The organism is Flavobacterium geliluteum (assembly GCF_017948595.1).
Taxonomy (GTDB): domain Bacteria; phylum Bacteroidota; class Bacteroidia; order Flavobacteriales; family Flavobacteriaceae; genus Flavobacterium; species Flavobacterium flavipigmentatum.
On the sequence record NZ_JAGFBV010000006.1, the window covers coordinates 1 to 22,046 of the forward strand.

The 22,046-nt window shown below is 32.8% G+C and carries 16 protein-coding genes and 1 pseudogene; all 17 read left to right on the forward strand.

The features are described from left to right. A pseudogene (locus J3495_RS19425) lies at positions 1-115 on the forward strand (IS982 family transposase); the annotation flags it as partial. Positions 116-225: 110 nt separating this feature from the next. Further along, positions 226-660, forward strand: coding sequence for a hypothetical protein (locus J3495_RS05030; RefSeq protein ID WP_236025394.1), 435 nt, complete (start codon positions 226-228; stop codon positions 658-660). Between the two features lie 97 nt (positions 661-757). Beyond that, complete coding sequence (locus tag J3495_RS05035) at positions 758-2,824, forward strand: fibronectin type III domain-containing protein (RefSeq protein WP_210665482.1); 2,067 nt, start codon at positions 758-760, stop codon at positions 2,822-2,824. Positions 2,825-2,828: 4 nt separating this feature from the next. Further along, positions 2,829-7,988: a T9SS type A sorting domain-containing protein gene (locus J3495_RS05040; RefSeq protein WP_210665483.1), complete on the forward strand. Its 5,160-nt coding sequence runs from the start codon at positions 2,829-2,831 to the stop codon at positions 7,986-7,988. A 3-nt stretch (positions 7,989-7,991) separates the two neighbouring features. Then, positions 7,992-13,172 (forward strand): fibronectin type III domain-containing protein, encoded by a 5,181-nt coding sequence (locus J3495_RS05045; protein WP_210665484.1) that lies wholly within the window; start codon positions 7,992-7,994, stop codon positions 13,170-13,172. Beyond that, positions 13,169-13,690, forward strand: a complete 522-nt coding sequence (locus tag J3495_RS05050; RefSeq protein WP_210665485.1) for a hypothetical protein — start codon at positions 13,169-13,171, stop codon at positions 13,688-13,690. Before J3495_RS05045 ends, J3495_RS05050 begins: the two co-directional genes overlap by 4 nt. Before the next feature lie 4 nt (positions 13,691-13,694). Further along, a complete protein-coding gene (locus J3495_RS05055) occupies positions 13,695-14,393 on the forward strand; it encodes a hypothetical protein (RefSeq protein ID WP_210665486.1) in 699 nt (232 codons plus the stop codon). Continuing rightward, a complete protein-coding gene (locus J3495_RS05060) occupies positions 14,393-14,980 on the forward strand; it encodes a hypothetical protein (RefSeq protein WP_210665487.1) in 588 nt (195 codons plus the stop codon). Before J3495_RS05055 ends, J3495_RS05060 begins: the two co-directional genes overlap by 1 nt. 168 nt (positions 14,981-15,148) lie before the next feature. After that, positions 15,149-15,343, forward strand: coding sequence for a transposase (locus tag J3495_RS19175; RefSeq protein WP_236025395.1), 195 nt, complete (start codon positions 15,149-15,151; stop codon positions 15,341-15,343). A 39-nt stretch (positions 15,344-15,382) separates the two neighbouring features. Then, positions 15,383-15,640, forward strand: a complete 258-nt coding sequence (locus J3495_RS19180) for a hypothetical protein (protein ID WP_236025396.1) — start codon at positions 15,383-15,385, stop codon at positions 15,638-15,640. 6 nt (positions 15,641-15,646) lie between these two features. Beyond that, a complete protein-coding gene (locus tag J3495_RS05070; protein WP_210665488.1) occupies positions 15,647-15,958 on the forward strand; it encodes a hypothetical protein in 312 nt (103 codons plus the stop codon). Continuing rightward, entirely contained in the window at positions 15,955-16,416 is a 462-nt protein-coding gene (locus tag J3495_RS05075) for a hypothetical protein (protein ID WP_210665489.1), read from the forward strand. The genes J3495_RS05070 and J3495_RS05075 overlap by 4 nt, the downstream gene beginning before the upstream one ends. A gap of 214 nt (positions 16,417-16,630) precedes the next feature. After that, complete coding sequence (locus tag J3495_RS05080) at positions 16,631-16,987, forward strand: hypothetical protein (RefSeq protein WP_210665490.1); 357 nt, start codon at positions 16,631-16,633, stop codon at positions 16,985-16,987. A gap of 4 nt (positions 16,988-16,991) precedes the next feature. Next, positions 16,992-17,546 carry an HD domain-containing protein gene (locus tag J3495_RS05085; protein ID WP_210665491.1) on the forward strand — a complete coding sequence of 185 codons (555 nt, stop codon included), beginning with the start codon at positions 16,992-16,994 and terminating at the stop codon, positions 17,544-17,546. Positions 17,547-18,404: 858 nt separating this feature from the next. Continuing rightward, positions 18,405-19,253, forward strand: a complete 849-nt coding sequence (locus tag J3495_RS05090; protein ID WP_210665492.1) for a hypothetical protein — start codon at positions 18,405-18,407, stop codon at positions 19,251-19,253. A 31-nt stretch (positions 19,254-19,284) separates the two neighbouring features. Beyond that, positions 19,285-20,622 carry an IPT/TIG domain-containing protein gene (locus J3495_RS05095; RefSeq protein WP_210665493.1) on the forward strand — a complete coding sequence of 446 codons (1,338 nt, stop codon included), beginning with the start codon at positions 19,285-19,287 and terminating at the stop codon, positions 20,620-20,622. A 79-nt stretch (positions 20,623-20,701) separates the two neighbouring features. Continuing rightward, positions 20,702-22,045 (forward strand): PKD domain-containing protein, encoded by a 1,344-nt coding sequence (locus J3495_RS05100; RefSeq protein ID WP_210665494.1) that lies wholly within the window; start codon positions 20,702-20,704, stop codon positions 22,043-22,045. Position 22,046 lies beyond the last annotated feature (1 nt).

Below are 22,046 nucleotides of genomic sequence, written 5' to 3' on the forward strand. Positions count from 1 at the left end.
CAGCGATATTAAAAAATTATTCCCCAGAACAATACATGCTGTTACATTGGAAGGATTTCTAATAAAGCTTACATTGTTTGTATTCGGATTACAATTAAATAAAACAATTAACTAGCAACTTGAATTAATTATGCTAAATCTTACAAAAAACCGCTAACTTCTCTTGGTGGTATTGTAAGTAACGGCACTGACTACTGGATTTTAAGATTAGACCCAGAAGGCGGCGTGATTTGGAGTAAAACTTATGATTTTGGAAAAGTAGATATCTTGACTTCACTGGTAGAAAATAACGATCACACCTATTTGATTGGAGGTTACGCTCGAGGCGAAATGACTTCAAACGCCAAAAGCGTGATGGGTAAAGCGCAAGGCTTGATTGCAAAGGAAAAAGACGGTATTAACGATTATATTGCTCTAAAGATAGATGATAAAGGCGAAGAACTTTGGATTAAAACAGTAGGCAGTGGAGGCGAAGATATCCTGAGAAAGTTAATCGAAACCCGTGATGGTGGTTATTTAATGGCGGGTACTTCAAATGCTACTTCCTCCAAAGACAAAAATTCGAATATAGGAGGCAATGATTTTTGGGTGGTAAAACTAAAAGACAAAGAAAAAGTAGAGAAAAAGAAATCCAATATAGAGGCCATACATAGCACTTAATAATCAAAAGATGTTTATTTATTATTAAATAAATATTTGCTTGTCAGTTAATTATTAAATATTATTTTTGTATTTTTTAACATGGAAAAAATTACTAATGTCCAAAAATAAACTTCTTTTTCTACTCTTATTTTTTATATCACTTTCCTATTCTCAAGTAAAACAACCTACAGTAATGGTCAATGCCAGAGCTCAAAAAGACAAAATTTTGATTCGCTGGGCTGTTAATTCTCCAAGTGAATGGCAAAAAGCAAACAAAAAAGGATTTATAGTTACAAGAACCACAGTTTTAAGAGATGGGAATCTTTTATCTAAACCTGAAAAAATAGTACTTACTCCGAAACCACTTGTTGCAGAACCGTTGGATTCCTGGATGGAACTGGTGCAAAAAGATAATAATGCAGCAATTATTGCGCAATCTATTTATGGCGAAAGTTTTGAGATTACTGCTGCTAAAGAAGGAGATTTATCTAAAATTGTAAGCATGGCAGATGAACTGGATCAGCGGTATACATTTGCTTTGTACGCAGCAGATATGAGTTTTACGGGAGCAGTAAAAGCAGGCTGGGGATTATTAGATACCAATGTAAAAAAAAATGAAGTATATGCCTATCAGGTAAGTGTCTTTGAAAGTCCAAAAGTTAAAGAGTCTTCTTACATGATTGGTTTAAAGGATTATACGGTACTACCGGCACCAACTGATTTTATTGCAATTCCTGATGATAAAAAAGTACTGCTTTCCTGGGATTATGAAACCTTCAAAAGAATTTATACTTCTTTCATGGTCGAGAAATCTTCTGATGGAATCAATTATGCTCCAATAGCAACTACACCTTTAGTAAATTTAAATGATAAAGATGATCATCCATCTAAATCCATGTATTACGTTGATACCCTTAGTGTAAACGATAAAATTTATCAATATAGATTGTATGGTATTACCTCATTTGGAGAAAAAGGACAAATAACCAAACCAATTACAGCAACAGGTGTGGCAGCGATAGTTACAGCAGCTAGACTAGTCGATTATAATATTGTCAACTCAAACGAAGTTAATCTTGAATGGGAATACCCTGCAGCATCAGAAGGTTTCATTCAGGGCTATGAAATTAATTTGGCAGATAATGATAAAGGACCTTATAAAGTTGTTTCTAAAATTCTTCCTCCATCGGAGAGAAAACTCAATTACAAAGAAAATTTATTTCCGTCTAATTATTTTACCATATCAGTCGTGGGTAAAAACAATCAGCGTTTAACCTCTCAGAGTATGCTGGTTCAGCCTGTAGATTCGATACCGCCGGCAAAACCAATCGGACTTGAAGGTGTAATTGATAGTCTTGGAGTAGTTCGATTAAAATGGAAACCTAATCTGGAAAAAGATTTACGAGGCTATCGAATTTTAAAAGCCAATACTGAAGGTGAAGAATTTGTAGATATTTACCATCAATCTTATCTGGGTAACGATTATAAGGATAGCGTGAGTTTAAAAATGACCAATAGTAAGGTGTTTTATAGAATTGCTGCAGAAGACATGCGTTTTAATATTTCAGATCCATCTGAAATATTAGTTTTAGATAAACCGGATAAAATTCCGCCAGCAGCACCTATTTTTAAAGATTATGATAATAAAGATGGTAAAGTACATCTAAAATGGATACGAAGTTATAGCGAAGATATAGTAGGATATAGCCTTAGAAGGAGAGAAAAAGGACAGGAAAAGTGGCTGGAGATTAAGCAAATAAATGATACAATTCAGGAATTTACAGATGATAGGGTAGAGAATAGAAAAACCTATCAGTACGCTATTCTGGCTAAGGATAAAAGTAATAATTGGTCTTCATTAGACCATTCTACGATAACCGTGAATGTCTTGAATTTTACACCAATCAAGGTAATTACATTTTTGCAGGGAGTGGCAGACAGAGAAAATAAAAAAATAGTACTCACCTGGGATTATGCAAAAAACAAAGGTAAAATCTTGGGAGTAAGTATTTATAAAAATGCAAAAGGAACTCCCCCCACTTTATGGAAGGAATTAAACAGCAATGTTTTCACTTTAGAAGATAAAAATTTAAAAATCAATCAGGAACTCGAATATCATTTCGTTCCTAATTTAGAAAGCGATAGTCCTGCAAAAGCAGAAACGGTAACAGTTATATATTAAGCCTATGAAGAAGTTTTACTTATTGATAATTTTATTGGTTACAGGATTTGGTTTTGGGCAGGTTAATTTAACAGGGACTTCGAATTATGTTTTAAGGTGTAGTTATTCTTTAGGAGATGCAAGGGATGGTTGTGGATTTGGAGGTTTGCAATGGCTGCAATTAATTCATAAAGAAGGTCAAACACCTTATTTAAAACCAGATGATGGTAACACATGGCATAATACATCAGGAACTTTTAGTGATTTCACTTTTACCGAATCAAATCCAGTTATTAATTTTAAAATACGTTCTACTAAAAGAAAACAAAATAGAGTTGGGGCATGCAGTACAGAGCATGAACGTTTGGCTGAGCTATCTATTCAAAGGCAGGAAACAAAAAGTTACGTAGACATGGTAGAATATGGTGGAGCTTTAGCTTTTTCTGGAACTATAACAATGACTACATATCCGGTAATTAATTTAATTAATCCAGATACTAATAACAATATAATAGGTACAGAAAGTAAAATTGTTATCAATCCTATTGATGGTGTTTCAGAAGAATATTTTAATTGGATGTATCATATCGAAGGAGAACGAGAACGAGTAAGAGTTGGCTTTACATGGGTTTATAGAGATACATGGAGAAGTTTACCAGCAGTATATCAAAATAAGAATTCGCTAAATATAGACTGTAAAAACTTTTTACCTGTTGAGGCGGTTGGAAAAAAAATTACTTTAAGAGCAAATGTTAATGGTAGTAGAGTCGAATTACTTTATGCTAAATCGGCACCACACATAGATGCAATAGATCCTATTCAAACAAAATGTTTTGACTCTAATGATGGAAGAGTGATAGTAAAATTTAGCTCCAAATTAATACCTGGCGAATTAGTGACATATACTATTATGGAAATTGATGAAGCAACTGGCCAGGATATGAGTGAAGAGCATTCTACACAAGATGGTGAAACGGTTATAATAGGAGATGATTTAACTTATGAAATTCCACATGATTTTCGAAAAGGGAAATATCGTATACAATTAGCGGGTTGGTATAAAGAACCAGGTAAACTTGGAGCAAATACTTATGTAATGGACCCTCAACATAAAATGGAGTTTAAAATAACATCTCCAAACCCTGTTGATTTTTCTATTACAAAGAAGAATGATATAAATTGTTATGGAGGTGCTGATGGTGCAATTGATGTAGTAGCGTCAGGAGGTAGTGATAATGGTATATATCAATATTCAACAAATGGAGGAACTAATTGGATCACTTTTTCAAATGTTGATAAAACGACTATAACGCAACTCCCTTTAGGTACTTATTATTTAAAGGTAAGAAAATTAAAAAATTTAAGTGATACCGTTGGTTGTGTGGCAAAAAAAGCAGATGGTACTGAAAAAGTATTATCTGAAAACATAGGCCAACCAATTGGCCCTCTTGTGCTTTCTAGTAATATTATTGCTACCCATCCTACTTTTTATAAAGCTGAAAATGGTAGTATAATAGCTTCAATTAAAGGAGGTACTCTAATCGATGGGAATCATTATTTATATGAATGGAGGAATGATAAAAATTTACCAATTGATGAAACCAAATCCAGTACCGTATTCTTTAATGGCATTTTTACAATTACATTACATGATGTTCCTGAAGGTACTTATACTTTATCAGTTAAAGATCAAAGAAATTGTGTTTTAGATTCTTCGGTAGCACCTTCTTTAGTAGTTATTTTAGATGGTCCAGAAGCAATTTTAATTACATTAGAAACTGTTCAGGGTATTTCTTGTAATACAACAAATTTAGATCCTGTTAAAAATCAAGATAAAGCATCAGACGGGATTTTAAAAGCGACAGTTACGGGTGGTGTTCCTTTTCTAGCACCTGAAAATAATGGATTGCCTTATATCTTTACATGGTCAAAATACAATACTGAAACCAATTTGTGGGAGAAATTGACAGATTATAAAACAGATACTGCTGCTAATCTTTCAGAAGGAAACTATTCGCTAAACATTATCGATGCTAACGGAATAGTTCAGGGGACTTATAATACTTTCACTTTAGAAACAGCAATTCCAACAACAAAAGAAATAGTAGAACCGGCAGAACTTGTATTGTCATTTACTTCCGGAAATGTTTCCTGCCATGGAGGTAATAATGGTTGGGCGACAGCCGCAGTAACAGGAGGAACAGGCCCTTATACATATACATGGTACAATATAGGTAACGGAACTATTGACCAGAATAAAATAGCTCAGCTAACAGCTGGAGAATATTTTGTTGAAGTAAGAGATGATCTTAAAGGTTGCTTTATAAAAGGCAGTGTCGTCATTCATGAGCCAAGTGAAGAAGTAAAAATTGAGTATGAAGAAATTTTTATACCTACTTTTTCAGGAGCCACAAATGGAAGGATGATTGCAAAAATAACAGGAGGAACACCAAATGATGATCAATCCTATAATTATGAGTGGAAAAATGGAGCAGGAGTTCTACAATCTACAACAGCTGAAATAAAAAACGGAATTTATACCATTACCCTAAATGGTGTTCCTGCTGATGATTATTTTTTAACGATTAAGGATAAAAATTATAACGAAGTAACAAACCAGATCACGAATTGTTCAGTATTAGAATCAAAAGTCACATTGAATGAACCTGATCCTTTAAAAGTTGTTTTTGAAATCGTTCGTACTATTTCCTGTAATACAAGCAACGAATTTGGTAATGATAAAGACACAACGCCACAAGACGGTCAAAGAGATGAGTCGCAAGATGGTATTTTAGTTGCTCATGTTTCGGGTGGAACTCCGCTAGCATCTTCTGTAAATAATGGATTACCGTATTATTTTTATTGGAAAAAGCAACAAACTGATAACACTTGGGCACCTTTAGTAGCTATTAAAGGCGAAACAGCTTCAAATCTATCACACGGTAATTATGCATTAAATATAAAAGATAGAAACGGAATCATGTTAGGTACTTATGTAAATAATGTGCTTACACAGGAAATTGACGTAACGCAATTGATGCAGGAACCTCCAACATTATCGGTTATCATAACCAAAGGTGACGTTTTTTGTAACGAAGGAAATGACGGTTGGGCTACAGCAAATGTTGTGGGCGGAACCCCTCCGTATGACTACAAATGGTCTAATGAGGTAGAAATGGATCAAAACACTATTTTAAAAGCAGGGGAGTACTGGGTATTTGTTACGGATGCCAAAGGATGTACCACACAAGAAAGTGTTACTATTTTGCAACCTCCAACGCCACTTGCCATTAAATACACAGAAGTTCTAAATCCAAGTTTTTATAAAGCCACTAACGGAAAAATTGTTGTCGAAGTTACCGGTGGTACTATCTTTTCAGACAACTCGTATTGGTTTGAATGGAAAAATAGTAAAGGAATAATACAAACAACAACGGCAACTAATTTTAGCAATGGTATTTATACTATATCCTTAAGCGGGCTTCCGGAGGAAATGTATAGCTTAACAGTTCGTGATGCTAATTATAATCCTGCCACAAATAAAACAAGTTGTACCGTAGCAAATTCTGTTACAACTCTAGATGATCCAGATCCTCTAGAAGTTACTTTTGAAGTAGTTCGTACTATTTCTTGTAATGTGAGTAATGAATTTGGAAATGAGACCGATGCCAATCCTTTAGACAACCAAAGAGATGAGTCGCAGGACGGAATTTTAAAAGCGCATGTTAAAGGAGGAATTCAGTTAGGGGTTGGTAAGAATAACGGCTTGCCTTATTTCTACACTTGGAAAAAACAACAAAAAGATGGCTCATGGGTACTTTGGAATGATCATGATGAAACGGCCGAAAATATCTCAGACGGGAATTATGCATTAAATATAGAAGATGCCAACGGTATAAAACTAGGAACCTATCTAAACAATCAATTGACAAAAGAAATTGATGTGACAAAGTCGATGCCTCAGCCTGCAAAACTTGGTTTAACCTTTACTAAGTTTGATGTTGGCTGTACAACGGGAGATGACGGTTGGGCAGAAGCACATGTAACTGGCGGAACTCCTCCGTTCACCTATGAGTGGACAAATGGGGAAACAACATCAAAAATAGAAAACATTACCACCAACAATTATTTTGTTATCGCAACAGATGCCAAAGGTTGTAGGGTACAGGGAAGCATTTTTGTGGGTGATCCAAACGGAATATTTACGACCGAAACCGTCAAAAACCCTACTTGTTTTAAAGGAAATGATGCCTCTATACAACTTAGTGTTACAGGAGGTAATTTGCCTTACAGCTATTTATGGAACACAGGAGCTACAACCAAAGATTTAAATAATCTTCCAGCAGGAATTTATGAAGTTGCTATTAGTTGTCCGGATTGTTGTGTGTATAAAAAGAAGTTTGTTTTAAAAGATCCACAACCTGTTATGGTTAATATTGGTCCAGACAGAACATTATGTAGCGATCAGAATCTTGATTTAGATGCTACACTAGCTGATCCAAAAGCACAATACAGCTGGACATCTACAAACGGATTTACCTCAGATGAAGCAAAGGTAAGGTTATCAAAAGCTGGAACTTATCATGTAAAAGTAACTTCAGGTTTGGGTTGTGTTGGTGAAGATGAAATCGTAATAAAAACAAGTCAGGCCGCCATTAGTTCTGAGTTTCTATTGAGCTCGCAAGCTTATTTAGACGAAGAAGTAATTCTGATCAATACGAGTAATCCTTTTGGTGAGGGCACAAACTGGATCATCCCAAAAGGAGTAAAAGTAGTAGAGCAAAAAGAAAAATACATAACATTAAAGTTTGAGGCTACAGGAGTTTATTCAATTGGTTTACAGCAAACACAAGGAGAATGTTATGCAACATACAGTAAAAACATTACGGTAGAACAACGAGGTACACTACCTAACACAGATACAGCATCGCAATTTATTGTAGACTTTATCGTAACTCCAAATCCGAGTAATGGTAATTTTAAAGCACTTATAACTTTAGAAAATAATAATGCGGTAAACTTAAGACTATTCTCAACGACAGGTCAAAACACGATGATTCAGAAAAATGAATCAGGAAAGAAGCACTATGAAATAGATTTTGAGACCACATTAGGATCCGGAATGTATGTTTTAGTATTAGAAACAGGGCAGCAAACATTGGTTAAAAAAATTATCATCTATTAAAAAATGAAGAACTTTTTCAGAACGATACTATTATTTACTCTTTTTTGCTTCCCTTTTGGGGGTTGGGGAGCTTACGCTCAGTTATATCCAGTTCAGATTACTACTGTTTTTAATAGTCCGTATAGTGTCAAAATATCCGATTATGCCACCAGCATGGATACCAAAATGCAATTGCTAATCAATCCTACCGATATTGCAATCTCGCAAAGACAAGTACGTTTAAAACTCTACATACAAGGCAACGGACTAAACGTACAAAGTAGCGATTATATCCAAGGACAGCGACCAATTTTTATAAATGGTGGAGAATTACAAACGCTTACCAATACAGATATTTCCGCCCTTTTTAGGCTTGAAAATCTGCAAGGAATCTCTGCAGCACAATATGCCAATGGCTTGCCAGATGGAATGTACAGTTTTTGTTTTGAAATGTATGATTTTGCGACCAACCAGAAAATCTCACAAAAAAGCTGTGCCAGTTTATATTTAATATTAAATGATCCACCCTTATTAAACACACCACAAAAAAACGAACAAATTGCCTCGACAGAGTTTCCTAATATTTTATTTACCTGGACACCACGTCAGATCAATGCCACCAATATATCGTATAAGTTCGAGCTAAAACAGCTTATCGATCCTACATTAGACCCACAAATTGGTTTTCAAATGTCTCCTATTTTATATGAGGAAACACTTTTTTCGACCGCTTTGTTGTATAATTTAAGCATGCCTATTCTTACTCCGGGAATGCGATATGCGTGGAGAGTGAGAGCGATTTCTACAACAGGACTTTCAGAAAACGCGGTCTTTAAAAATGATGGTTATAGCGAAATATACTCCTTCAAATATACCAGTTCTTGTACTGCACCCACCTTTTTATTAAGCGAATCCCAGAGTTCAAAAAGTGTCAAAATCACTTGGGAAGGAGTGCCAGAACATACGCGTTATCAGGTGCAATACAAAAAACAAGATGTTCCTAATGCACAATGGTTTTCGACCAATAGTTTAAACACACAAAGTTTAATCACCAACTTAGAGCCAGGTGTTACGTATCAATTTAGGGTAGGTTCAAGTTGCGATCCTGCAGCAGATGGAGTTCAGTCGTTTACCTATTCCGGAATCAGCAACTTTACAATACCTACAGAAACTAGTGGCGTCGCTGCATATAATTGTGGTATCATTCCTCAAATTAATATTGAGAATCAAAAACCACTTACCAATTTAATACAAAGCGAAACCTTTAAAGCTGGAGATTTTCCAGTAACAATTTTAGAACTTCAAGGAGAAAACAGTCCCTATTCTGGTAAAGGATATATTATTGTGCCTTATTTAGCAGATACCAAAATCGCTGTTGAATTTAATAACATTGTAATCAACACAGATTATCAATTGATTAGTGGTATTGTAGAGACTAGCTACAATCCCGAGTGGAAAAATGTTGGTGATGTAGAAGATTTTACCGGCGAAGGTCAAGGCGGACAGATTGAAGAAACGGTTCCGTTTATCATAAAAGATATTGTTATTAATGCCAATGGTGATATTGTTGTCAATGGTATTGATGGACAACAAGTAACCATTCCCGGAGGAAAAGATACTGTAATTACAGATAGTGGTGTTATAGATGCTGACGGAAAAGTTATTGTCCCTCCAAAAGTTTATACAGTTGACAGTGCAGGAAACGGAAGTAATCAAGGTGTTGTAGTTGCCGAAGGAGGAAAACCAACTCCTGAAAATACAGATGGTGTCGATAAAAGTGGTCAGGCCACAGCATTTACTGCTAAGGGAATTTCGATTGCTTTTAGTGGTAACGGTAGTAAATATGCTTTTGATGTAATGCCAGAAAAAGCAACTGCTGCTTTACAGAAGTTATATAAAAAAGTAGGTGATGTTGCGCTGCCTTACAAAGCAGTTATAAATGGTGATACAGATACTGTATTGGCTACAGTAAATATCACGGATGCCAGTGTCAAAGCGGATAGTATCGTTTTTAAAACCCAAAACGGAGCCAAAATCAACTTTACAAGAAATGATAAAGTCTTTGTATTAAATGTAAAAGGAAGTTTTAGTTATGCCGAAGAGCAAATATTAGCCACTATAAAACAAGGTAAGAAATGGAAAGTTATTGGTGCTTTTATGTTGGTGCATATTTCTCGAAAAGAGGTAAATGTTGCCTTAGTACCTACAGATGATACCTCAAGAAATAAACTCGATAAGATCATTGCCAACACTCAGGCAATTTATGATAAAGTAGGGGTCAAAATTAATTTTAAGAAAGAAGAAGTACTCAATATAGACAGTGCATCGGGAGATACAATTAAGACAGAGAAAAATACTCTAACTTCTACTTACAGTGCAGAGCAACAAAACATAAATGCATTATATCATGGTACAGATAATAGTTATGTACTTTTTATAACTAATAAACCTTCAAGCACAGGACAGGATGGTTATATGCGTTTAAACGGGCAGTTTGGGTATGTATTTCCTTCTAACAATGAAACTTTTGGGCTTAAAACTCCTGCACACGAATTAGGTCACGGAATTTTTAAATTAGAACATCCTTTTGAAACGTATAAAACTTCAGAATCAAGCACGAATTTATTGATGGATTATAGCGAAGGAACTGTTTTAAATCATCAGGATTGGAAACAGATTAATGATCCTGCATTTAAATTGTATGCGTTTCAGAGTCAGGCTAGTGGGGAACAGAATAAATATGCGCATTTAGCATTGACACCAAGTGGAATTGTAATTGACGAGTTTTACTTGAACAGTGAAAGAATTGCAATTGTGTTTGTGGTTACTAAAAATTACACTATTAATACCATTAAATATAATGACAAAAATTATGAATGGAGCAGCACTGCTAAAGCCTTCATTAATGGTTCAGAAAAAATTATACCTAAAAAAGTATCGAAAACGATTAATAATAAAGTTAATTTATTCAGATCTAGAGGTGATGGATGTACGTATGATTATGTATTAATTGAATGGAATACAGAAGATGAAAAGGTTAAAGATATTAATGCCAGAGTACAGGAAAAATTAAAAAGCTTTGCAGATTATGACTGGAAGCTCTCTCCTCTTGACATCAAAGATGCTTCTTGCTCTAATAATTTTGCGCAAGAGCTATTGGAAAGAGATCAAAAAGCTTGCTCATCTTCTGAAATACAAGATGGAGTTGCTGAATTAAAAGAAGCGATGAAATTAACAGATGGAGAGAAAGTTGCAACATCTGTAAACAATGCCTGTATGTCAGCTATTAGAAATTTGACATATACTGAAATAGAAAGCCTTATTAAAATAATTGCAACACAGACCGATATAAAAGAGCGTTCTGAACTGGCGATTTTACGTTTAATGAGTGCCATTAAAACAGACAATTATGCCAACTACTATACCTTTTTAGAGAAAGACACTAATAAAGTATTAAAAAAACTTATAGATGAAATTGATGATGTTTCAGTCTATTTCCTGACGGATAAGAAAAACTACACCAATTTTATAGGTGCATTAGTAACGATGTTTAATCAGGCTCCAAAATCTATAGAAAGTAGATGGCCGAAAGAAACAGATAATTTTGCAAAAATAGTAATTAATCTTGAAGGAATAGATTATAGTAGCGATACATCATCAATTTTTAGTCCAGTATTTACCTCTAAGTGTAATGATGGTGAATATAATAAAAGTACTGGAAATATAACGGTGAATGACATTTATACTACTTATATCTATAATACATTTGATTTTAAAGGTAGTGGAGTTAAAAAAATCGAACATATTGAAGTTATAGAAGAAGTATCCCCTTTAACTCCAATAATAATTGTTCCAAAACAAGGAAAACTACCTTTAGTTGCGACGGCTTTAGGAGATAATAATTTAGGAGATAATAGTTATATTGTTCCTGCAATTTTCCTAAAGTACCAAAAAGATAAGATTAGAAATGATTATATAGAAAAAGGTATTATTACTGCATTGGATATAGCTACTATTTATCTTAGTGGAGGTACAGCTCTAGCTGCTAAAGTAACTTGGATACGTCGTGCCTGGGCTATGGCAGAAGTAGCAGGTGCTGTGGGGAATATTGCAGTAAACACTGAAACAATAGATCCAAAAAGCAATTTAGGTAAAGCTATTAATGCCTATAATATTGGTATGGGTGTCATTGGATTGAAAAATGTAGCTGTAGGTGGATATAAATTTGTATCTAGTTTACCTGCAACAACTAAAGCTCTACTTAGAGAAAATAAAGGTATTAGGAGCTTATTAATTGCACACTACACAGAATGGAGAAGCCTTACGACGAATATAGACAAGTTGTCATCTGCCGAGAGAAAATTAATAACAGAACAAGAAGAGGTATGGAAAGTTCTTGGATTTGTTGACAAGCTAGGTGACATGGTTTATAAAAATGTGAAATTTGAGGATTTCACAAGTACTGTTAGTGATTTTGCTAAAGGAGCTAAATCAGAAATAGCTCAAGAAGCTTACAAATTATGGGGAGAAAATAAATGGGACGAACTATACGATTTATTCAAGAATAATAAGCTAAATGACTGGGGAGGCATTAACTGGCCTCCATTTAGTGGATTTGCTAAAATAAACGAAATTATTTCGGCAAAAAATTACAAATTTAGGATTGATAGATTTCAAAAAGAATCCAGTTTAGGGGGAGGATTTGGCAGTCCTATCTTGAAAAATTCTGAAGGAGTTGACGATTTAGTGTATACTTATGACTCCAGAATGTTGAGTGATAAAATCAGCGAAGGAATGTACTATTTCGTTTTTCAAATGTCTGATAAAGCTGTAGATGTAGAGCTAAAAATAGGCGATGTAGCACCTTGGTTTAAAAAGCAAATGAATCTGGCAGGAGAACAAATAGAGTTTTCAAAAAAACTACATGTAATGGATGCCACTTATTTTAAAAATTTAGAAGCCAAAGTTTTTGTTAATGGTAAATGGAGAAACTGCGTTATAGAAGGGAAAGGAGTAATAACCGAATTGCAAGTAGCGTTTAATAAGTTACCAATTGATGTTTCTGATGATTTGGTTGATTATATAAATTCTTCATCCAAAGTTCTTTCAGACTTCAAAGAAGCTCAAAAAGCTGGAAAATTAGATGAGATGGTAACATCATTTGAGATTTTTAGAAAAAATAATATTAAGAAACCGTGTTTATGAAATTAGATAGTCAACACTCTTATAAAGCTCTAAAAAGTAATACCGAAATTCTTGCTACAGAATTAGAGGAACTTAATTATGGCAGAATGTTTTGGAAATTCGATTTTCTTATTGATAACAAAAAAATTAATAATTCATTATTACAATCTGAATTCGAAGGACTTTTTGTAAATCTGGACCATTTTAAAATGGAATCGGAAAACGGAAAATATATTTACATCCCAAAATATAATCCTGTAATATACAATACAGACTCTAAAGAATTTAAGGAATATAAATCGCCTATTGAGCCACAAAACAATGATTTTGTGAGAAATTATTTCTTTGATGATAATTTGATTATTCTTCATGAAAGAAGTGTCTATAAAATCAATTTAAAAATAGGAGCTATAACAAATGCTTCTTTTGAGTTTGGAAGTCTTGTACTGAATGATATTCATTTATCAGATAAAAAATTCCTACTGGCATTTAAAAATCTAAAAAATTATGAAGATGAAGAACAAGAAATTAAACTGTAGCATCATGAAAAAAATAACAACTCTATTTCTTGTATTTTATTCGTTCCTTTCTTTTGCACAATGCCCGCTAAATTTATTGGCTGATGACTTGTCAAAAACCAATAAAGAATTTAAAGAGTTCGTTAATGAGAGTTCTGGCTTTAGGGCTTGGCAAATATTAGAAAAAGAAGGTCCAACACTTCGCACAGACATTACTGAGCTAAGCTTGGTTTCTAAAAATCTGGACGCTATTGAAAAAGTAGGAGGATATACAAAATGGAAAGGTTTACAAAAGGTAAGGGATTGGAAATCAATTCAGAAAATCCCAACTAAATATCCTAATGAGCCATTACCAAGCGATGGAGAACTTTGGGGGATTGCAGAAATAGAAAATGGTTTAATTAAGACTATAACTAATAAAGGAAATACCTTTATTGATGTTGATTTTGTGGTAACAACAAAAGGAGAATTAAAAATTGGTAAAAGACATCAGTTTTTAGGAAATGCAGGAGATGTTGAAGCTGCGGGTACAATAAAGGTTACTAACGGAAAGCTCAAAAAAATATCTAATGCATCTGGTCATTATTTTCCTTCTATTGATGAATCTTCGAAATTTCCTGAAATATTTAAAGAGTTGGGAATAGATACTAAAGGAGCATCTTTAGAAATAATTTATTTAGATGATTTAGGAACTAAGAAAACTATCACAAAATTTATTGATTAATGGAAAAGATTATTTTAGTAGCTAATAATCTCTACGAATCTCAACCATTATTGAGAAATCGTAAGATCAATTTTTGCATTGAACTTTATACAATTTCAAAACAAGAAAAAATAGATCTTCTGGTGTATTGTTTTAAAAGATATGACATAGGGTTTAATAAATCGCTAGTTTTATATTGTACACATTTATGGAAAGATTTTATTAAAGATGACTGGATTAATTTAATAACGAAAATGTTTCCTCGAGAAAATTTTGATGAACACTCATTCAAAGAAATCAATTCGGGCTGGTATTGCGATGTTCTTTTGCTAAATGGAATTATAGGTGTTAACCCCTTTGATCTTATTTTTTATGATATAGAATTATCCACTGAAGAAAAAAAACAGTTTTTTGGATATTTAAAATATAGAGGAGAATACAGCCTTTACATAAACGAGAGAGAGCTTATTGAAGATATAGTTAATTTTTATGCCCCAGATGTATTTGAGAAAATTGTTACGATGAAAGAAAAATTAATTCAAGAAGGTTTTTTCCCTAGTATAAAATATCAGGAGGTAATTAATAAATATTCATTTATGGAATTATGATATACTGTTTTACTAAAAATTCCCCGCTCCCGCACGAATCCTTTCGTGTGGTTTGTGATTAAAGAACCTCATTTGATAACTTAAATGAATATTTATGAGTAGAAATTACAAATTCCATAATCCTGAAGGATTGTGTTTTATAAGTTTGCAGTGGTAGGTTGGTTAGATATGTTTACTAGGAATGATTATAAAGATTTGTTTTTAGAAAGTTTAGTTTTTTGTCAAAAAAACAAAGGACTAGAAATTCATGCTTGGTGCATAATGAGTAATCATGTGCATTTAGTTTTTAGAAGTATCAAAGGACAAAATCCCGAGTTACTGATAGGAGATTTAAAGCGATTTACTAGTCAATCTATTGTTTAAAGTATTCAAGGAAATTCTAGGGAAAGTAGAAGAGAGTTCTTGTTAGATTTTTTTAAAAAAGAAGCAGAAAAGAGTTCAAATGTAAGGCATTATCAATTTTGGAGACATGACAATAAACCTATTGAACTGTGGAGCAATAAAGTTATTCAACAAAAAATTGATTATGTACATAATAATCCTGTAGAAGAAGGTTTAGTTTATAAAGCAGAAGATTATGTATATAGTAGTGCAATCGATTATTCAGGACAAAAAGGATTAGTTGATGATGTAGTAGTTTTTAGAATGTTTGGTGTTTAATTAGGAATGTACCACACGAAAGGATTCGTGCGGCAGCGGGGGTCTTTAGTTTTTGAAGATGCAATTAAATATTATGATATAAAGAACCCAAATTATAATGGTATTAGAGGGAATTGGCAAGGAAATAATTCCAATTATATTGATGGGGCATCTGATAACTTTAAAGCATTTAAGAATACAAAATTAACAACTAAAACGATAGAAGAGGCTGCTTTTGAAACATGGACAGGTAAACAAGCATACAAACAAGGATTTACCAAAGCAACTGTAATAACTGATAATGATAATTTAGTACTTATAGAATTTACAAAACAATGAAAACTGTAGAAATAATAAATCAACTTCTTATTCCAAATAAAGAATCGGAAGAAAAAATAGAAAACCTTTTAAAAGATGCATATATAGGTATCCAAGAGCTTCGAAGAATGTCATTGAATAGAAATCTTACATTAGAATATATAGAAAAGGTAGAGAGGTTGTTTGAAGAGAATCAATTCAATACTGAAGAGCTGTATCTTCCGAGATATCTACAAAAATATGCACAATGTTTAAGTTCATTTTGGGATAGTTATTCTTACAACAATGGATGGCAACAAAGTAAAGGGAAATTCCATTTGTTTAAATCGTTAAAAGAAAATGATTTAGTTTTGAATATTCATCATTCAGAAAGTGATTGTGCAAATATCCTTCGTAAGATGGAAGACCATTGGATGGCAGCAAATCAAGTTTATACTAAATATCAAATAGATTTAATAAATAAAAATTATATAAGATAAGAAAATAATTTAACTCCAGCTGTAGTATTAGAGTTGATCAAAGAAGGATATGGTATTTAGATACAAGAATTTCAAGAGCCGTTTCAAATGAATTACTAGAAACGTTACCTTTTTCAAGTTTAGAAAAATCATTCGAATTTTATCAAAAGGGTTGAAATAAATCTGAGAAATGATAGGTTGAATATTTTGATAAATTCATTAAATTAATTGAAATATGACAGAAAGAGAATGTATTTTATATTTATTGAATGAAATTAAATATAAATTGACAGAATTAGAAACGCACGATTTTATTGAAATCGATTCAGAAATTTTAGACTCTTTTCATAAGTATGAAAAAATGAAAATGAAAATAATTATCATTGATAAAGAAGATTTAAGATTTTTAAAAATTGAGATAACACAAAAACGCTTTATAGAAAATTACAATAATAATAATAAAAATGGTGCTTCATGGATACTATGGGGTGGTAATAAAAAAGATATTGAAAAAGGAATTAACGAAGCTGAATCCAGCATTGATTATATAATGGAAGTGTACAAAGATGTATATAAATTTGATTTAAGATAGCTTTATGAAGAATTGGTCAATAGATAACTTGCAAAAAACATGGTATTTAGTTTCTAAATTACATCAAGGACAAAAATATGGAGGAGACGAAGAAGGACTAGAAATTGAATATATTAATCATATAGGAAGTGTGGTGTTTGAAATAATACAATCGTTGAATTATGATCAAACAATGAATCCCGATTTTTCTATAACCTGTGCAATGTTACATGATACTTTAGAAGATACTAATTTTTCATTTGAAAAAATTAACGATCTATTTGGTGAACAAGTTGCAAATGCAGTTGCGGCTTTATCTAAAGATATTGCTATAAAAGACAAACTTGTTCAAATGAAACAGAGTCTGTTAGAAATAAAGCAGCAGCCTAAAGAAGTTTGGTCAGTTAAAATGGCAGATAGAATATGTAATTTATATGCTCCTCCGTATTACTGGACACTAGAAAGAAAAATAGAATATTATAAAGAATCTTTACTTATTTATGATGCCTTAAAAGAAGGAAATATTTATCTAGCAAATAGGTTAAAAGAAAAAATAGATAATTATAAACTATTTCTATAAATAATAATTCTAACCCTAAGAGATCCACGAAAGAACTATAAAATTATAGAAGAGATAGAGATATTAAATAGAGAATTGATAAATATTGATAAAGATATTTTAGTGAAAGATATATCAGAGGAAGTTTATGATTTAGTTCCCCCTGCTGGCGCGAGCATCTTGCTCGTGAACGCAAAGAGAGTTATTTCATGGCAAATGAAAAGATAAGATACGTTCATTGAAATTTCGTTTTTTGAAAGTGGGGAGCAAATGCTAAACTAAATTCATAGTAATCAATCGAAAAAAAGTTGTTACCAATCTGGTAAACTAGAAACACAGTTTAGCAATACATTGAGGAAACGATGAACAGGTTATGTAAAGGTATCAGATATAAATTGATTTAGATTGTGTGCACGAGCAAGATGCTCGCGCTAGCAAGGAAAAAGTAGGCAAAATAAAAAAATAAAAAAACATATTGTATCAGGCACGAAGTCGGAAGACTTCGCACAGCGGTAAATTGTTTCTAACACAAAGCGCTGTATTATAAAGAATAGTCAATGAAATTAAGCTACTGAAACAACTGACAATGTGACAGAAAAAGAGCAAAAACACTAAAACATCGAAACAAACTTCAGACGGAGGAGTGACGGAAGAGTGAAGGAGAAATGACCTAAAAAAGCAGAATGTCAAACTGGCAGGGTAAACAAAAAAGTAAATGAATAATGAGTTTAAATGTAGTAAAAAAATAGCGAATTGGGAGGACTTTGTAGCACACAAACAATTTCTAATGCTATGATATTTTTTTTAAACGTTAATGCCCCAGAAGTAAGCTAATAAAAGTAATAGAAATAAAATCAAAATAATAAATTAATAAAAAAAATGAAAAAATCTTTTTGTACAGTAGTAGCATTTTTGCTTACAGTTGGTGTGTATGCACAAAAAATTAAGATCGATAAAGGAGAAATAAAACTAGATGAAAAAACAATTGGTTATATCGAAGGTAAAAAACCGGTTTTTAAGATTTATAATTTAGATAAAAGTTCTTCTGTTATAGCAGAATTAAAGAGTGCTCCTAATTCTGATTCGATGACGCTTCCATGGATAGAAATTAAAAATGAAGCAACAGGAAAAACAAACGAATTAGAGTTTAAGAATAAAAGCAGAAAATTCAGTGCCTTTAATTATGACAGAAGTATTATCTATGAATTAATGGATCGAGGTTATATGACCGCTGATGGCTTAAATGCCGAGTCAATAGAAAACTTTCTAAATGGAGAATCAGCAGGTATAGCAGCAAAACATTTGGGAATTCAAGGTGATATAGATAATGCTAATCGTCTTGCAGACGCCTATCAGTTAACAATTGACGATACAGGTGTTATTTATAGTGTAAAGGCAAAAAATCAGGATCCCAATGATAAAAAAATAGGTTACATTAAGATGACATCTCCAGCAAGTAATGGAGAGTTGATGTATGAAATCATGGATTTAGACAATTATAAAATTGCCACTTGGTATGCAAAAGGAGCTATGGTTTCAGGCTATAATAAATTTTTAAACCAAGAATTGATTACCTATGACAATAAAGTTTTTAAAGCCGCTTTTGACAATAGAGGTAATCCAATAGGGTATAAAATGAGTAAAGATATAACCCCTATGAATATTGTAAGAGTATTAGTTGGCAATGGGTATACTTTAGGAAATCAATATTCAGAGAATAGAAAATAAATAAGTTAATTAGGATTTATAAAATAAAAAAATGAAAAAAAGAATTTTATTAGTGGCAGTATTGCAGCTTGTTTTAATAATCAGTGGTTGTAGTTCAGATTCAGGAGATAATTCAACGCCAACACCTGAACCACCGGTTGTCATCATAAAGACAGCAAAAGTAACATCATATTCTAAAAACGCAGGAGAAACCGGAGAAACAATTAGCATTTACGGGGAGAATTTTTCAGATAAAATGAGCGATATCAAAATAACTTTTGATGGCGTTGCAGCAACAATTGTTTCGACTACAGCTGCCGAAATTAAATTTACCTTGCCTCAAAGCGAAACAACATTGCCTAAAGTTATTTTGACAATCGCTGGTAAGCAGATTTTAAATGAGGTAAAAAATGATTACAACGGAAATATCGGAATTTTACCAAAATCGGTTGTAAATACTTGGTTTACTATTCCAAATACAAACAAAACCGCGGGTGACATTGGACGTATTCAATTTTTAAATAATAAAATTATATATTATGCTGTTACTAGTAATGGTGGAGATGTAGTTTACAGGACTCTTGATGGAGGAATAAGCTGGAGCCAATGGTCAACTATTTCTAGTTCTAACTCTGGTTTTCATGCTCTGTCTAATGGTTCTGGCTGGATACAAGGTTATATAGGAAGTACGGGATCTGGAGTTTATAAGTTACCTGATACAGGAGGAATCGCTTATGGAACTCGTTTATGGACTGAAATTAACTCAGCAAACCCTGGGATTTATAGCGCGTATGTTGATGATAATTTGCAAAAAGGAACTATCGTTTCTCAACGAGGGGATGTTTACACAACCTCTAATGGAACTGACTTTATACAAGTCTATGATGCTCATTTAAACGACGAAGGCTATAAGGGAGGATTTGTTATCAGATCTGTTGAAATTGATAATGATCATATCTGGACGGCTGGTCAAAAAACAGTAGATGCAATCAAATATCCTTTTATTTTATTTAAAAATAATGAAACAGATGGGTGGAAAGAGCATTATTTAGTAAATGAACCGGATTCTTATATTCATGAAATATTTTTTGCAGATGCTGTAAATGGTTTTGTTTTAATCAGGGGAGTAAATGATAGCAAATTTTATAAAACAACAAATAGCGGTGATACTTGGGCAAAAGTTTATACTGGAGAGAAGTTTACAAAATTCGCCTTTAAAGATGCAAATACAGGTTGGGCAGTTTTAGAAAATAAAATATACAAAACGGTTGACGGAGCTACAACATGGACGCTTGATTATACGCACGATCAGCCTATCAAGACCATTGCGTATAAAAACAATCTTGTTTGGGCTATTGCTACAGATAAAATTATTAAACGCATTTTGTAATTTTTGACAGCAGAATTTCTATAGAATATAAAAAAAACATTACAGCCCTTAAAAGCTGTAATGTTTTAAAATAAACTGAATGAAAAAAACTTTACTCTTACTCTTATTTATTGTTATTACTTCTTGTTATCAGGAAACCGCTATAGTCGTAGAGGGCGATTTTACGACTTCGTATGCCAACGAAGACGAATCGATACCTGTTATTATTAAAATAGATAATAAAATTGCTGGCGCAGATACGTACGAATGGACATTTGAGGGTGGTAGTCCTAGTACATCATCAAAAAAAGATCCAGGTGAAATATTGTATAACAAACAAGGTATTTATACCATTAAATTAGTGGCTAAAAATGTAGATGGAGAGCGTAAAGAAATTAGTAAAACAGTCACAATAAAGGAAGGGCTTAATATTGAGTTTACGCACGAAATCGTAAAAAGTAATTATTCTCCAGTTGAGGTAATTTTAAAAAATACTACTATAGGAGAAGGATTAACTTTTACATGGGATTTTCAAGACGGAATGCCATCAACCTTTACAGGAAAAACACCTCCAAATGTTGTGTTTACAACTCCGGGTAATCATACAATAACCGTAACAGTATCTAATGGTTTTGAATCAGAAAAACAAACTAAAACCGTAACTGTTGCTCCTTATTTAGTGAGCTTGTTTTCGTATGAACCTAAGTTTGAAGATGATGATTACGAGGCTCCTGTCACGATTAATTTTACCAATAAATCTGCGAGTGCTACAAACTATAAATGGACTTTTGAAGGTGGAAATCCAGCTATTTCAACAGAAGAAAATCCTACTGTTGTTTTTACAAGTGCAGGTAGTCATGAAGTTACATTAGAAGCTTTTAATGATAAAACAACTCAGGTTTATAAATCGATAATTACAGTGCTGCCAGACACGAATTTACGTATTTTAACCAACATTAAATTGGGAATAAATTCGGCTCATAACAATAATAATGTTGGGGCAATGTTCTCGACAGTTACAAGACAGTCTTACAAAGCAAATGAGATTAACGATCAGAATAGCAGTTTAATAGATATTGTTTTTCAGGGATTAAACAGCAATCTTACCAATAATAGATTTATCTCGCCTGATCAGGCTAATAATTATGGTTTTTTGGCACTAAAAAATGCTCAAAGTACCATTTTTATAAATTCTCAAAATCTGTGTAATTGTGGTTTAAATTTTACCGAAGGACAGTTTGATACTATGATAAATGATACTCCTTTACAATCTTTAACTATCAATTATAGTGCAGCAGGAGCACAAGAGTTTGGTCTTACTTTTCCAAGAATAATTTTGTTTAAAACACAAGACGGAAGAAAGGGAGCTATCAAAATTAAAGATATGGTAAAGAACGGAACAAGTTCTTATATTTTGTGCGATATCAAAGTACAAAAACAATAAC